At 64.0% G+C, this 15,011-nt stretch carries 12 protein-coding genes; 2 read left to right on the top strand and 10 right to left on the bottom strand.

The genetic code is table 11. From position 1 onward, the window contains the following. The first annotated feature begins 296 nt into the window (after window positions 1–296). The gene (estP, locus tag ACIPZG_RS19010) at window positions 297–2,198 is read left to right on the top strand and encodes an esterase EstP (RefSeq protein ID WP_400716089.1); all 1,902 of its coding nucleotides are present in this window, start codon (window positions 297–299) and stop codon (window positions 2,196–2,198) included. Window positions 2,199–2,320: 122 nt separating this feature from the next. On the opposite strand, the gene trpE is transcribed toward estP, so the two are convergent. From trpE to ACIPZG_RS18965, 9 genes are all read right to left on the bottom strand, one after another. Beyond that, entirely contained in the window at window positions 2,321–3,802 is a 1,482-nt protein-coding gene (gene trpE / locus ACIPZG_RS19005; protein WP_400716087.1) for an anthranilate synthase component I, read from the bottom strand. Between the two features lie 70 nt (window positions 3,803–3,872). Beyond that, on the bottom strand, window positions 3,873–4,691 hold the full coding sequence (locus tag ACIPZG_RS19000) for a phosphoglycolate phosphatase (protein WP_400716085.1): 819 nt from the start codon (window positions 4,689–4,691) through the stop codon (window positions 3,873–3,875). Continuing rightward, window positions 4,688–5,362, bottom strand: coding sequence for a ribulose-phosphate 3-epimerase (gene rpe, locus ACIPZG_RS18995; RefSeq protein WP_400716083.1), 675 nt, complete (start codon window positions 5,360–5,362; stop codon window positions 4,688–4,690). The genes ACIPZG_RS19000 and rpe overlap by 4 nt, the downstream gene beginning before the upstream one ends. Before the next feature lie 137 nt (window positions 5,363–5,499). Then, the gene (locus ACIPZG_RS18990; protein WP_008091220.1) at window positions 5,500–6,327 is read right to left on the bottom strand and encodes an ABC transporter permease; all 828 of its coding nucleotides are present in this window, start codon (window positions 6,325–6,327) and stop codon (window positions 5,500–5,502) included. Window positions 6,328–6,338: 11 nt separating this feature from the next. Then, the gene (locus ACIPZG_RS18985) at window positions 6,339–7,586 is read right to left on the bottom strand and encodes an ABC transporter permease (protein WP_400716081.1); all 1,248 of its coding nucleotides are present in this window, start codon (window positions 7,584–7,586) and stop codon (window positions 6,339–6,341) included. 141 nt (window positions 7,587–7,727) lie between these two features. Next, the gene (locus ACIPZG_RS18980) at window positions 7,728–8,762 is read right to left on the bottom strand and encodes an ABC transporter substrate-binding protein (protein ID WP_400638923.1); all 1,035 of its coding nucleotides are present in this window, start codon (window positions 8,760–8,762) and stop codon (window positions 7,728–7,730) included. Window positions 8,763–8,802: 40 nt separating this feature from the next. Continuing rightward, a complete protein-coding gene (locus ACIPZG_RS18975) occupies window positions 8,803–9,927 on the bottom strand; it encodes an ABC transporter ATP-binding protein (protein WP_008091215.1) in 1,125 nt (374 codons plus the stop codon). Window positions 9,928–10,074: 147 nt separating this feature from the next. Then, on the bottom strand, window positions 10,075–10,704 hold the full coding sequence (locus tag ACIPZG_RS18970; RefSeq protein ID WP_400716079.1) for a response regulator: 630 nt from the start codon (window positions 10,702–10,704) through the stop codon (window positions 10,075–10,077). Window positions 10,705–10,714: 10 nt separating this feature from the next. Continuing rightward, entirely contained in the window at window positions 10,715–13,102 is a 2,388-nt protein-coding gene (locus ACIPZG_RS18965) for a PAS domain S-box protein (protein ID WP_400716078.1), read from the bottom strand. Window positions 13,103–13,197: 95 nt separating this feature from the next. Here ACIPZG_RS18965 and ACIPZG_RS18960 point away from each other — a divergent pair, with 95 nt between their 5' ends. Further along, window positions 13,198–14,196 carry an alpha/beta hydrolase family protein gene (locus ACIPZG_RS18960; protein ID WP_400716076.1) on the top strand — a complete coding sequence of 333 codons (999 nt, stop codon included), beginning with the start codon at window positions 13,198–13,200 and terminating at the stop codon, window positions 14,194–14,196. A 50-nt stretch (window positions 14,197–14,246) separates the two neighbouring features. On the opposite strand, the gene ACIPZG_RS18955 is transcribed toward ACIPZG_RS18960, so the two are convergent. Next, entirely contained in the window at window positions 14,247–15,011 is a 765-nt protein-coding gene (locus ACIPZG_RS18955; RefSeq protein WP_400716074.1) for a TerB family tellurite resistance protein, read from the bottom strand.

Genomic DNA, 15,011 nt, shown 5'->3' with positions numbered 1-15,011 from the left:
CGGATGTTTTAGGCAAACGGGAAGGTAAACAGGGGCGGGCCGGACGGGCCGGCAGGAGATAAAGTCAGGCGCGCCAACGCCAACGGGCGTGGGCCTTGATTACGCGCATCAAGAGTTTGCTGACGATCAACACAGGATAGGTCTCGCTCATACGTCCCGGCACAGTAGCCTACCGACGCGGCGGGCGCAATATGCCCGTAAACACGGGGAAACGAATGGACTTGGAAGGCATGCCCAGCGATTTGCTAAGGTCAATCCGATTGTCCTCATAAAAACAATGAAAAGGATGTTCACCAATGCGCCAAGCACCGTTACTGCGTTTCACCCTCGCCTCGTTGGCCCTTGCCAGCAGCCAGGTGTTCGCTGCCCCCTCCCCTTATTCCACGTTGATCGTGTTCGGTGACAGCCTCAGCGATGCGGGGCAGTTTCCCGACCAGACCGGCGGTACTTCGGGGGCACGCTTCACCAACCGTGACGCACAGGGCAATTTCGCCCCCGTATCGCCGATGATCCTCGGCGGCAAACTGGGCTTTGGCGCCAGTGAGCTGGGCCCTTCGACCTCCCCCGGCAACCTGGCTCAGGGCCTTCCTGACGGCAACAACTGGGCTGTCGGCGGCTATACCACCGGGCAGATTCTGGCGTCGATAACCGACACCTCCGAAACGGTCATCCCACCCGGCCAGCCAGGGGCCGGGGCGGTGCTGCGGGAGCGACCCGGCTACCTGGCCAACGGCCTGCGGGCCGATCCCAATGCGCTCTATTACCTTACTGGCGGTGGCAACGACTTTCTCCAGGGTCTGGTCAACAGCCCGGCAGGCGCCGCAGCGGCCGGCGCACGCCTGGCCGCCAGCGCCCAGGCCCTGCAGCAAGGCGGCGCACGTTACATCATGGTCTGGCTGCTTCCGGACCTCGGCAAGACGCCAAACTTCAACGGCACGCCTCTGCAAGGCCCGCTGTCGCAACTCTCCGGTGTATTCAACCAATCGCTGATCAGCCAGCTCGGCCAGATCGACGCCCAGATCATTCCGTTGAACATTCCTGTGCTGATCGACGAAGTCCTGGCCAGCCCGGAACAGTTCGGACTGGCCAGCGGCCAGAACCTTGTCGGTACCTGCTACAGCGGCAACGGCTGCGTGCAGAACCCGGTATACGGCATCAACGGCCTCACACCCGACCCGACCAAGCTGCTGTTCAACGACTCGGTTCACCCGACCATCGCCGGCCAGCAACTGATCGCCGACTACGCCTACTCGATTCTTTCCGCCCCGTGGGAGCTGACATTGCTACCCGAAATGGCCCATGCCAGCTTGCGCGCGCACCAGGACGAGCTACGCAACCAGTGGCAGACGCCCTGGCAGGCAGTGGGTCAATGGCAAGCCTTCGTCAGCACCGGCGCCCAGGACCTGGACTTCGACGATCAGCGCAGCGCCGCCCGTGCGGACGGACATGGCTACAACCTGACCCTCGGGGGCAGCTATCGACTGAACGACGCCTGGCGCGTGGGACTGGCAGGCGGCGTCTACCAGCAGAAACTGGAGGCAGGCGAGCAGGACTCGGACTACAAGCTCGACAGTTACCTGGCCACGGCCTTCGCCCAATTCCGCCAGGACCGTTGGTGGGCCGATGCCGCGCTGACGGCGGGCCACCTGGACTACCGCGACCTCAAGCGGACCTTCGCGCTTGGGGTAAATGACCGCAGCGAGAAGGGCGACACCGATGGCGAAGCCTGGGCCGTGACGGGGCGGCTGGGTTACGACCTGATGACCGAAGCCAGCCATTGGCAACTGGCACCGTTCGTCAGCGCCGACTATGCGCGGGTGAAGGTCGATGGCTATGACGAGAAGAGCGGACGCTCGACGGCGCTGGGCTTCGATGACCAGGAACGCACTTCACGGCGCCTCGGCGTGGGGTTGCTGGGCAGCGTGCAGGTGCTACCGAGTACCCGACTGTTCGCCGAGTTGGCGCAGGAACATGAGTTCGAGGATGACCAGCAGGATGTGACCATGCACCTGACGACGTTGCCGGCCAACGACTTCACCCTGACCGGGTATACGCCCCACAGCGACCTGACCCGGGCCAGCCTGGGGGTGAGCCACGAGCTGGTCGCGGGGGTGCATCTGCGGGGGAACTATAACTGGCGCAAGAGTGATGAGTTGACCCAACAGGGGCTGAGTCTTGGGGTGAGCGTCGACTTCTGAATTGCTGGGGCCGCTCTGCGGCCCTTTCGCGACACAAGGCCGCTCCTACAGAGGTTCGCGTCTTTCTGTAGGAGCGGCCTTGTGTCGCGAAAGGGCTGCAGAGCAGCCCCGACGCCAGCGAATTACTTAACGCAAGTCTGCTCGGCCAACGCCACCGCACGGAACATCGCCCGGCGCTTGTTGATGGTTTCTTCCCACTCCAGCGCCGGCACCGAGTCGGCAACGATGCCGCCGCCGGCCTGCACATGAAGCTCACCGTCCTTGATCACGGCCGTACGGATGGCAATCGCGGTATCCATGTTGCCGTTCCACGCGAAGTAGCCCACCGCACCACCGTAGACACCGCGCTTGACCGGCTCCAGCTCATCAATGATTTCCATTGCGCGAATCTTCGGCGCGCCCGACAAGGTGCCTGCCGGCAGAATCGCCCGCAGTGCGTCCATGGCGGTCAGGCCCTCGCTCAGTTGGCCGGTGACATTGGAGACGATGTGCATCACGTTGGAATAGCGCTCGATCACCATCTTCTCGGTCAAGCGCACGCTGCCGGTCGACGACACACGCCCCACATCGTTACGGCCCAGGTCGATGAGCATCAGGTGCTCGGCGATCTCTTTCTCGTCCGACAGCAGGTCGTCTTCCAACGCCCGGTCTGCCTCCTCGTTGGCACCACGCGGGCGAGTGCCGGCAATCGGGCGCACGGTGACCAGGTTGTCTTCCACGCGTACCAACACTTCCGGCGAACTGCCGACCACATGGAAGTCGCCAAAGTTGAAGAAGTACATGTAGGGCGTCGGGTTGAAGCAACGCAGCGCGCGATACAGGTCGATGGGCGCGGCCTTGAAATCGATCGACATGCGTTGCGACGGCACCACTTGCATGCAGTCACCCGCCAGGATGTATTCCTTGATGCGCCCTACCGCGTTCTCGTAGTCGTCACGGGTGTAGCTGGAGCGGAATTCAGGTTCGGCCGCCATCGGGCCGCTCAGGTCAAGGCCTCGGCGTGGCGTGATCGGCTGACGCAGGGTTTCCAGCAGACCTTGCAGACGTGCCTGGCCTTGTTCGAACGCCTGCTCTTCGGCCGGGTCGACCAGCACGATGGCGTGCATCTTGCCCGCCAGGTTGTCGAACACCACCACGGCGTCGGAAACCATCAACAGAATGTCTGGCACGCCCAGTGGGTCTGGGTTCGGGCTCGCGCCCAAGCGTTTTTCCACATAACGCACGCAGTCGTAGCCGAAGTAGCCCACCAAGCCACCGTTGAAGCGCGGCAAGCCGGGGATGTCGGCGACTTTGTAGCGGTCCTTGAAGGTTTCGACGAAGGCCAACGGGTCTTCGACCTCGTGGCTTTCCACTTCCACGCCATCCTGCAGGATGCTGACGTGGTAGCCATGCACACGCATCACGGTGCGCGACGGCAGGCCGATCATCGAGTAACGGCCCCACTTCTCACCGCCCTGCACCGATTCGAGCAGGTAGCTGTTGGGCTGGTCAGCCAGTTTCAGGTAGATCGACAGCGGCGTGTCGAAATCGGCCAGGGTTTCGCAGGCCAGGGGAATGCGGTTGTAGCCGGCAGCGGCCAGGCGCAGGAATTCTTCGCGGGTCATGGGTAGCCTCGTGGCAAGCAGCAATAGGGTCGGGCAAGCGGACGGGCCGGCAGGCGCCGGCGGGCATAAGTCAGGCGCGCCAGCGCCAACGGGCCAGGGCCTTGATGACTTTCATCCAGAATTTGCCAGTGACCGCCACGGTGGACTCTCTGTCGGGTGAGGCTTGAAGGTCCGCCAACGTTATCCCAGTGGCCGAGTCCGCGCAACCGGGCAGCAGCGCGCGCAGGTCGTCGATCACCAGGTTCGGGGTCTCTTCATCGATGGGCCGGCCATGGTTGTAGCCATAACTCAGGCCGACGCACTGCACGCCGGCGGCCTTGGCCGCCAGTACGTCGCTGCGCGAGTCGCCGACGAACAACGACTGCTCTGGCGTGACACCCGCCATCTTCATGACGTGCAGCAGTGCTGCGGGGTCAGGCTTCTTCTGTGGCAGCGTGTCGCCGCCGATGATCCAGCGGAAGTAGCGGCCGATCTTCATCTGGTCCAGCAACGGCCCGACAAAACGCTCGGGCTTGTTGGTGATCAGCGCCATCTCCACGCCCTGCTTGCGCAGCCAGCGCAGGGTGTCCTGGACACCGGGATAGATGACGGTCAGTTCATGGCTTTGGGCATAGGCCTCCATGAACAGCGCCAGCGCCTGTTCCGCCAGAGCATCGTCTACCGCAGCATGGTCGATGCTGCCAGCCAGCGCCCGGCGCACCAGCACCTGGGCACCGTTTCCGACCCAATGGCGAACGGCTTCAAGGCCTGCGGGCTCGCGCCCGAGTTCGAGCAGCATGCGGTCCACGGCAGCGGCCAGGTCTGGCACCGAGTCGATCAGGGTACCGTCCAGATCGAACATCACCAGCCTGGGCAGCGCCCCGGGGAACAGCTGCTCGAAGCCACTCATGGGCGGGCCTGGGCCATTTCGGCGCGCATCTTGGCGATGACTTCCTGGTAGTCCGGGGCGTTGAAGATGGCCGAGCCGGCGACAAAGGTGTCCGCACCGGCGGCAGCGATCTCGCGGATGTTGTTGACGTTGACGCCGCCATCGATTTCCAGGCGGATGTCACGGCCGCTGGCGTCGATCAGCGCACGGGCTTCGCGCAGCTTGTCGAGGGTGCCGGGGATGAACTTCTGCCCGCCGAAGCCTGGGTTGACGCTCATCAGCAGGACCATGTCGATCTTGTCCATCACGTACTTCAAGGCATCCAGGCTGGTGGCCGGGTTGAACACCAGGCCGGCCTTGCAGCCGCCGTCACGGATCAGCTGCAGCGAACGGTCAATGTGCTGCGAGGCTTCCGGGTGGAAGGTGATGTAGGTGGCGCCCGCTTCGATGAAGTCGCCGATGATGCGATCGACCGGGCTGACCATCAGGTGCACGTCGATCGGCGCGGTCACGCCGTACTTGCGCAGCGCGGTGCAGACCATCGGGCCGATGGTCAGGTTGGGCACGTAGTGGTTGTCCATCACATCGAAGTGAACGATGTCGGCCCCGGCGGCCAGCACCTTGTCGACATCCTCGCCCAGGCGGGCGAAATCGGCGGAGAGAATGGAGGGGGCAATAGCGTAGGGCTGCATGGCGCACCTGTTGGCAGAATCACGGTGGCGCGCATTGTAACTCACGGAATCGAATGAAGGCTGATTGGTATCAATCCGTCTCGACGAGTGCCTTCTTTGCCTGAACCGGCGATGAGGCCAGCCCAGGCAAACGCCTATCAGGCAGGCTGCTGGGTCCTCAACTTTTCGCTACGCCCCCGCAACCACTCCAGGGTCAGCAACAACACCACCGAGAAGCCAATCAGCAAGGTCGCCGCCGCCGCGATGGTCGGGCTCAGGTTCTCGCGAATGCCGCTGAACATCTGCCGTGGCAGTGTCGCCTGCTCCGGCCCGGCAAGGAACAGCGTCACCACCACTTCATCGAACGAGGTGGCGAAGGCAAACAGCGCGCCAGAGATCACCCCAGGCGCAATCAGCGGCAAGGTCACCCGGCGGAAGGCCAGCAACGGCGAGGCGCCCAGGCTGGCCGCCGCCCGCACCAGGTTGTAGTTGAAACCCTGCAAGGTCGCCGACACGGTGATGATGACGAACGGCACGCCCAGCACTGCATGCACCAGGATCAGCGAGATGAAGCTGTTACCCATGCCCAATGGTGCAAAGAACAGGTAACTGGCCACGCCGATGATGACCACCGGCACCACCATCGGCGAAATCACCAGCGCCATCACCAGCGACTTGCCCGGGAAATCGCCTCGGGTCAGCCCGATCGACGCCAGGGTGCCAAACACCATGGCCAGGAACGTGGCCGCCGGCGCAACGATGATGCTGTTCTTCAGCGCCCGCATCCATTCCGCCGAAGCGAAGAAGTCCTGGTACCACTGCATCGAGAAGCCCTGCAGTGGATACACCAGGAAACTGCCACTGTTGAAGGACAGCGGCACGATCACCAGCACCGGCAACACCAGGAACAAGAGAATCAGGCCGCACAGAATGCGCAGGCTGTAGAACCACACCCGCTCGACGGGTGACATGTATGGGCTCAGCATCACAAGGCTCCTCAGCTCAGGCGCAGGCGGCTGGCGCCGACCAGCCAGCTATAGATCAGGTACAGCAGCACGGTCGCCAGCAGCAACAGCCCGCCCAGCGCGGTGGCCATGCCCCAGTTGATGCTGGTGTTGGTGTAGAAGGCGACGAAGTAGCTGACCATCTGGTCGTTGGGGCTGCCGAGCAGCGCCGGGGTGATGTAGTAGCCGATGGCCAGGATGAACACCAGCAGGCAGCCGGCACCCACGCCCGCGTAGGTCTGCGGGAAGTACACCCGCCAGAAGCTGGCGAACGGGTGGCAACCGAGCGAAATCGCCGCGCGCATGTAGCTGGGCGAAATGCCTTTCATCACGCTGTACAGCGGCAGGATCATGAACGGCAGAAGAATGTGCACCATCGAGATGTACACGCCAGTGCGGTTGAACACCAGCTCCAGCGGTTGGTCGATGATGCCCATGGCCATCAGCGCACTGTTGATCAGGCCGCCTGACTGCAGCAGCACGATCCACGCCGCCACCCGCACCAGGATCGAGGTCCAGAATGGCAGCAGCACCAGAATCATCAGCAGGTTGCTCTGCCGAGTCGGCAGGTTGGCCAGCAAGTAGGCCAGTGGGTACGCCAGCACCAGGCAGATGACCGTGATCACCACACCCATCCACAGGGTGCGGGCAAAAATATCCAGGTAAATGGCCTGGTCGGGGGTAGCCTTGGCCAGCTCGCCGAGGTCATCGATACGGTGGTCGAGCGCCGCCAGCAGGTAGAACGAGGTTACCGGGCTGGTATTGCGGCGGATCGCCTGCCAGTAGGCCGGGTCACCCCAACGCTCGTCGAGGGCTTGCAGGGCATCTTTATAGGAGGCCGGCTCTGTCTTGAACGGAAGCGCCCGCGCGGTTTTCGCCAACAGGCTACGGTAGCCGGCCAGCTCCATGTTCAGGCGCTTGGACAGGTCGCCCAACGTCTGGTTCTTGCGTGACTCGGCCAGATCCTGGCTCAGAGCCTTGTAGACCTCTTCACCCGGCAGGCTCTTGCCGTCCCACTGGGCGATGATTTCCACGGTGCGCGGCATGCCGCCGACCACTTCCGGGTTGCCGACGCTCTTGAACAGCAGCGCCGCGATCGGCACCAGGAACACCAGCAGGAGAAACAGCGCCAGCGGCGCGATCAACGCCTGCGCCTTCCAGCGGTTGACCCGCTCGGCGTGCTTGAGGCGCTGCTTCAGATTTGGACCTGCGCCTTCGTTGAGGGGCACTGCAATGGCCATGGCGAACTCCGCAAAACAGGCTGAAATTGGGGCTGCTGCGCAGCCCATCGCCGGCAAGCCGGCTCCCACACCCTCAGGTGGTCAACTCCACCTGTGGGAGCCGGCTTGCCGGCGATGAGCCGCGTAGCGGCTCCCTATCGTTTACTTCTTCGCCGCCCAGGCGTTGAAGCGTTGCTCCAACTGCTCGCTGTTGTCGGCCCAGAAGGCCACGTCGATCTGCACCTGATTGGCAATGTTCTCAGGCGTGGTCGGCATGTCCTTTTTCACATCGTCCGACAGCAGGCTGACGGCCTTGGAATTGGCCGGGCCATAGGCGATGTTTTCGGAGTAGGTCTTTTGCTGCTCGGGCTGGACGCTGAAAGCGATGAATTTCTTCGCCTCGTCAGCATCCTTGGCGCCTTTCGGAATGGCCCAGGCGTCGAAGTCGTAGATGCCACCGTTCCACACCACCTTGAGGTTGCTCTCTTTCTGCACGGCGGCGATGCGGCCGTTGTAGGCCGAGCTCATGACCACGTCACCCGAGGCCAGGTACTGTGGTGGCTGGGCGCCCGCTTCCCACCACTGGATGCTCGGCTTGAGCTCGTCGAGTTTCTTGAAGGCGCGGTCAACGCCTTCTTTGGTGCCCAGCACCTGGTACACCTCTTTCGGTGCCACACCATCTGCCATCAGGGCGAATTCGAGGGTGTACTTGGCGCCTTTGCGCAGGCCGCGCTTGCCCGGGAATTTCTTCGTGTCCCAGAAATCGGCCCAGCTGGTAGGCGCGGTCTTGAGCTTGTCGGCGTTGTAGGCCAGCACGGTGGACCAGACGAAGAAGCCCACGCCGCACGGCTGGATGGCGCCCTTCACATAGTCGCTTTCGTTGCCGAACAGGGCCGGGTCGAGTTCTTCGAACATGCCTTCGTCGCAGCCGCGGGCCAGCTCTGGCGACTCTACTTCCACCAGGTTCCAGGACACGCTCTTGGTATCGACCATGGCTTTGACCTTGGCCATCTCACCGTTGTACTCCCCAGCGACGATCTTGCCCTTGCCAGCCTTCTCCCAAGGCTCATAGAACGCCTTGACCTGGGCCGCCTTGTTGGCGCCGCCGAAGGAAACCACGGTCAAGTCCGCCGCCATGGCCTGGCCGGCGGCGAACAGGCCGAGGGCCAGGGCGGTCAGTTTCAACTGCTTGCGCATTATTATTCTCTCCACAGTACAGGGTTGGTGAAGCAATCCATCAGTGGGCTTCGGCAATCGGATCGAGCGCGCGCGCGTGCTCCACCTCCCAGCCCAGCGGTACCACATCGCCCACGGCCAGTGCCGGGTCGAGCTCGGCGATCGGCTGCTTCACGAAGAAGTCGGCCTTGCCGCAGACTTCCAGGCGCACGCGCACGTGGTCGCCCAGGTAGATGAACTCGGCCACACGGCCAGAGAAGCGATTGACGCAGCTTTGGCTGTGGCCATTGAGGCGCACGCGCTCAGGGCGGATCGACAAGGTCACCGGCTCACCGGCCTGACCGACGTTCACGGCCAGCGCCTCGACCCGTTCGCCGCGCGCCAGTTGCACCTGGCAGCGATTGCCGTCACTGGCCAGCAGGATGCCGTTGATACGGTTGTTCTCGCCGATGAAGTTGGCGACGAAGGTGTTGCGCGGCTCTTCGTAGAGGGTACGTGGGTCGGCGATCTGCTGGATTTCGCCCTGGTGGAACACCGCCACGCGGTCGGACATGGTCAGTGCCTCGCCCTGGTCGTGGGTCACGTAAACCACGGTTACCCCGAGGCGCTGGTGGATGTGTTTGATTTCCATCTGCATGTGTTCGCGCAGCTGCTTGTCGAGGGCACCGAGCGGTTCGTCCATCAGCACCAGCTGTGGCTCGAACACCAAGGCGCGGGCCAGCGCCACACGCTGCTGCTGGCCACCGGACAACTGGCCGGGGTAGCGCTTGGCGAATGCGTCGAGCTGGACCATGTTAAGCACCCGCTTTACCCGCTCGCTGATGTCGGTCTTGCTCAGGTTGCGCACGCTCAAGGGGAAGGCCAGGTTCTCGGCCACCGTCATGTGCGGGAACAGCGCGTAGTTCTGGAACACCATGCCGATGTCGCGCTTGTGCGGCGGCACATTGTTGATCGAGCGACCCGCCAGCTGGATTTCGCCGGCAGTGGGGGTTTCGAAACCGGCCAGCATCATCAGGCTGGTGGTCTTGCCCGAGCCGGAAGGGCCGAGCAAGGTCAGGAATTCACCCTTGCGAATGTCCAGGTTGAGGTCCTTGACGATCAGCGATTCGCCGTCGTAGCTCTTCTGCACACCACGGAAGCTGACCAGCGTCTCACCGGTGGTCGCGTTCGAATTCGCCTCGCTCATGCCTGCACCTTCTTGTTGGATGACTGCGTGGCAAAAGACTAGTGCAGGCGCAAGCGCCCGGAAATCGGGACTGCTGAGAGAATGCCATCATCCAGGTGGAGGATTGCGTGTAAGGATTGCCCTACAAACATGTCGCAAACAGAACGGTCACACCAGCTTGTGCTCCATGGCGTACTTCACCAGTTCCGCCAGGGAATTGACCTTGAGCTTCTGCATCAGCCGCGCCTTGTGAGTGCTGATGGTCTTGCTCGACAACGCCAGTTGCTGGGCGATGTCATTGACGTTGGCGCCCTGGGCCAAGCGCTCGAACACCGAAAACTCCCGCTCCGAGAGCAGGGTATGCAGGGGCCGGGTTTCGGTCAGGCCCACTTCGAACACCATGCGGTCGGCCAGCGCCGGATCGATGTAGCGCCCGCCGCCGGCCACCCGGCGGATCGCCGTCAGCAGCAAGGCCGGATCACTGTCCTTGGTGGCATAGCCAGCCGCGCCGGCCTTGAGCGCGCGGGCAGCCATCTGCGCTTCGTCGTGCATCGACAGCATCAGGATCGCCGGCGCATCCTGCAGCGCACGAATGCGCGGTATCGCCTCCAGGCCGTTCATGCCTGGCATGGAGATATCCAGCAGCACCACTTCGCATGGGGTATGGCGCAAGGTATCGAGCAACTGCTCGCCATTACTGGCCTCACCCGCCACCTGCATGTCCTTGGCCAAGCCGATCAGCTGCTTGATGCCTTCACGGACGATGGTGTGGTCTTCAGCCACCAGCACTCGAATCACGCTCGTTCTCCTACTCCAACGGAATGGCCACGCTCAGGCTGGTGCCCTCGCCCGCTTCACTGTCCAACGTCATGCTGCCGCCCAGCATCAACACCCGCTCACGCACCCCTACCAGGCCGAACGAGGTTGGCCTGGGTTGATCGTGGCAAAACCCACGGCCGTCGTCGCTGACCGTCATGCGCAGCTGCCCACCTTCGTGCACCAGCTCGATTTCCACGCTGTGCGCCTGGGCGTGGCGCATGACATTGGTCAGCGCCTCCTGCAGGATGCGGAACAGCCCGGTGGCCTTGGCATCGCTCAATGCTGGCAGATTTTCCGGCACCTGTACCAGGCAAGGAATCTGCGTGCGCGCTTCGAAGCGCCGGGCCTGCCATTCGATGGCCGAAGCGATGCCGGCATCGAGAATCGGCGGGCGCAATGCCGTGGCCACATCGCGCACCAGCTGGAACAATTGGGCGATCAGGCGCTTCATGCTGGCCAGGCGCTCGTTCAGCGCGGGGTCCAGTTCGGCGAACGCCAGCTCGCACATCGACACTTCAAGCTTGAGCACCGTAAGCATCTGGCCCAGTTCATCGTGCACTTCGCGGGCGATCCGGGCTTTTTCTTCCTCGCGCACGCTCTCCAGGTGTGCCGACAGTTCGCGCAGCTGCTCCTGAGACCTGGCCAGCGCCAACTCGGCCCGCTTGCCCTGGGTGATGTCCCAGACCACACCGTCCCAGACCACCCGGCCGTTGGCCAGGCGCCGGGCACTGGCCTTGATGTCGGCCCAGCGCTGTTCGCCGTCGCGGGTCAGGATACGCCCCTGCCAGGACCAGTCCTGGCCACTGGCAATGGCCAGGTCCTGCACCTGGTGGTAGTTGGCCCGGTCTTCGGGGTGGACCAGGTTACGCAAGCCCATCTGCGGGTGCTGGATCTGCGCGGGGGTGTAGCCGACCAGCGCCTCGCTGCCCTCACTGATATAGGGGAATTCCGGGTCACCTTCGGCGGGAGCAGGCTCCAGGCGAAATACCAGGCCCGGCACATTGCCAGCAATCCCCTTCAACCGCGCATCGCTCTCACGCAACGCTGCCAGCGCACGGTGGCGCTCAGTCACATCGGCGAGATAGACCACCAGGTACTCGGCATCGCGAAAGCGCAGGAAGCTCAGCGACAGCTCTACCGGCAGCAGGCTGCCATCGGCACGCAGGCAGTGAGTCTCGAACTGCCGCACACCACCCTCTCCGGTACGCGCGCCTTTCCACAACTGCAGCCAGCGGTCCATGCCGAGGTTGGGCTCGAAGTCAATCAACGGGCGTTCGAGCAACTCGGCCTCGGCATAACCGAGCATACGTTCCACGGCATGGTTGGCGTAGCGCACATGGCTGTCCCAGTTGACCCAGAGGATACCCACCGTGCTCTGGTCGATGGCGAACTGGCTCAGGCGCAGCGCCTCTTCACGCACCTGCCGCTCGCTCAGGTTCTCCCTTGCCGCCAGCAGACTGCGCTCGAGCTGCCGCTGCTGACGACGCTGCCAGACCAAGGTGGCAAGCGCACACAGCAGCAACATGCCGAACAGCAAGGCGAGGTTCTGCCAGAAGCCGGTCGAATCACTCAGGCGCGGATACCTGGGTTGCAACCAGCGTTGGTGAAGCAGCTCCAACTCCTTGGCCGGCATGGCCTGCAGGCCGCGTTCGAGCACATCGGCGAGCATCGGCCAGTCACGGCGCGAACCGACCCGCAGCAACTGCGGCAGGCCAATGTCGCCGACCACCACCAGCTCGCTGAACTCGCTCTCTCGCGACAGCCGACTGAGTTGGGCCTCGTCGAGTACCGCAAAGCTGGCCTGACCGCCGACCACCAACTGCAAGGCCTCGCGCTCGCTGGGCACACCCTGCAGGTTGAGGTTGCCGTAATTACCACGCAGGTAGTCGGCCAGCACGCTGGGCATGCGCACTGCCACACGCTCGTCGGCTTCGAGTTTTTCCAGCTCCACGGCCATTGCCCCGGTGCGTGGCCCCACCACCAGTTGCGGTACGCGCATGTACGGATCGCTGAACAGCCACAGGCGCAAGCTGGTGGGGGTCTGGGTCAGGCCGGGGGCGAAATCGATTTCGCCCGCCTGCAGGGCGTGCTCAAGGCTGGCCTGGTCGGCGAAGTTGCGCCAGGTCAGGTCCAGCTGGAGCGCCCCGGCCAGCCAGTTCACCAGCTCGACATTGGCACCGTAAAGCTGCTGCAGGCGGCGATCGAACTGGGCATAGGGCGCTTGCAGCACCACGCCGACGCGCAGGCTGCGGTGACGCTCCAGCCATTGCTGTTGGGCGGGTTCGAGGACCACCGTTGGCGCCACTTCCGGTCTTGCCAAGGCGATCAAGGGCAGCCACAGGCAGCCGATAACCCACAGGAGACGCAATCGCTTCATTCACACGCTCGTCTTGGCAAGGGCGGCCATGCAGCATGGCCGTCACGGGCAAATACTATTAGGCTGCCGGTACTATTCCGGCCTTGGGTTGATTCATGTTCACACTTTATCGCACGACGCTGGCAATGTGCTGCCTGGCCTCGCTCCTGCCCCTCGGCGCCCTGGCCGCCGACGTCGAAACACCACCCGCGGCCGCCGGAGCAGCCGCCGCCCCCGCCCCGCGGCCACCCTTGCTCGAACGTAGCCAGGAAGATGCACAGGCGCTGGAGCGCCTGGTGCCCAAGGCCGAGCAACAGACACTGCAGGCTGGCAACGAAAGTTTCCTGGCGCTGTGGAAGCCGGCCAACGACAGCGACCCGCAAGGCGCCGTGATCATCGTCCCAGGGGCCGGAGAAAACGCCGACTGGCCGAACGCGGTCGGCCCATTGCGGCGCAAGTTCCCCGATATCGGCTGGCACAGCTTGAGCGTGAGCCTGCCCGACCTGCTGGCCGACAGCCCGCAAGCGCGGATCGAAAGCAAGCCGGTAGCGCAGGTGCAGAAAGACCAGGGTGAAACCGCCCCGGCCAAGGACACGCCTGCGGACGCCAACGCCAATATTGCCCAGGCCACGGCGGCCGATACCGACACCGCGCAAAGCACCGACGCCGAGCAGGCCAGCGAGCAGAATGATCAGGCTGATGCCGAGCGCATCTTCGCGCGCCTGGATGCTGCCGTGGCCTATGCCCAGCAGCACAACGCACGCAGCATCGTGCTGATCGGCCATGGCAGCGGTGCGTACTGGGCGGCGCGCTACCTGAGCGAGAAGCAGCCAGCGCAGGTGCAGAAGCTGGTGATGGTCGCCGCGCAGACGCCCGCACGGGTCGAGCATGATCTGGAAAGCCTGGCACCTACCCTCAAGGTACCGGCTGCCGACCTCTACTACGCAACCCGCAGCACCGACCGCAAGGCTGCCGAGCTGCGCCTGCAGGCCAGCAAGCGGCAGAAGGACAGCCAGTACAAGCAACTCTCTTTGATTGCCATGCCGGGTAACAAGGTGGCCGAGCAAGAGCAGCTGTTCCGCCGGGTGCGCGGGTGGATGGCACCGCAGGAATAAATTGCGCGGTCTGTACCGGCCCTATCGCCGGCTTGCCGGCGATAGGGCCCTCAAAGCCCCCGCCGCTTGCGGATCAACGCATAGGCCTGATGCAATTCACGCGTCCGCTCGGTCGCCTCGCGCACCTGCACCTCACTCGCCCCGCTCCCGGCCAGCTTGTCCGGATGGTGCCGGCTGACCAAGCGGCGATACGCCTGCTTGACCCGGTCGCCGTCGGTGTCGGCCTCTACCCCCAGCAGGCGCAGCGCCGCCGCATAGGTCATGACGTCCGGGCTCACAGGGGCCTTGCGTGGTTCGTACTCCAGCGACATGGCCTGCACCTGCCGCCGACTGAGCCCCAGCTTCTGCCCCCAGTCCAGGAGTAGATCACGCTCATGCGGGCCGGCCTTGCCGTCCGCCCAGGCCATGCGCCAGCACGCGCGCAGGGTGCCCTCAGCCGCATGTGGCTGCAGGCGAATGCGTCGTAGGTGCCCGTTCAACCGGTCCTTGCCCGCCTTGCCCCGGTTGAAGGCGGCGATCGCACGCAACCGCTGCGCCTCGGCCAGGTCCAGGCGCACCATCTCCTGTCGGGCCTGCCGGATATGCTGCTCGGCTACCCGCCCATCGCTCTTGGCCAACCGTCCGAGCAGCACGAACAGCAACTCCTCATCACCCAGGGTCGGGCGACCGCCAAGCCGTTCGCGCATGTCTTCCCAGCCCTGCACCTGCAGGCGCCGGTCCATGGCCTGACCCAGCAGCGCCCCGAGCAGCGCACCGGGAATGCTGGCCACTGCGAACCCCGCGCCCAGCCCGATCACAGTGCCTGGCCACCACAT

Origin of the sequence: Pseudomonas sp. NPDC089395 (assembly GCF_044749525.1) — a bacterium.
Classification (GTDB): Bacteria; Pseudomonadota; Gammaproteobacteria; order Pseudomonadales; family Pseudomonadaceae; genus Aquipseudomonas.
The sequence above is the reverse complement of the archived record's forward strand: the minus strand, read 5'-3'. Positions and strand labels throughout refer to the sequence as shown.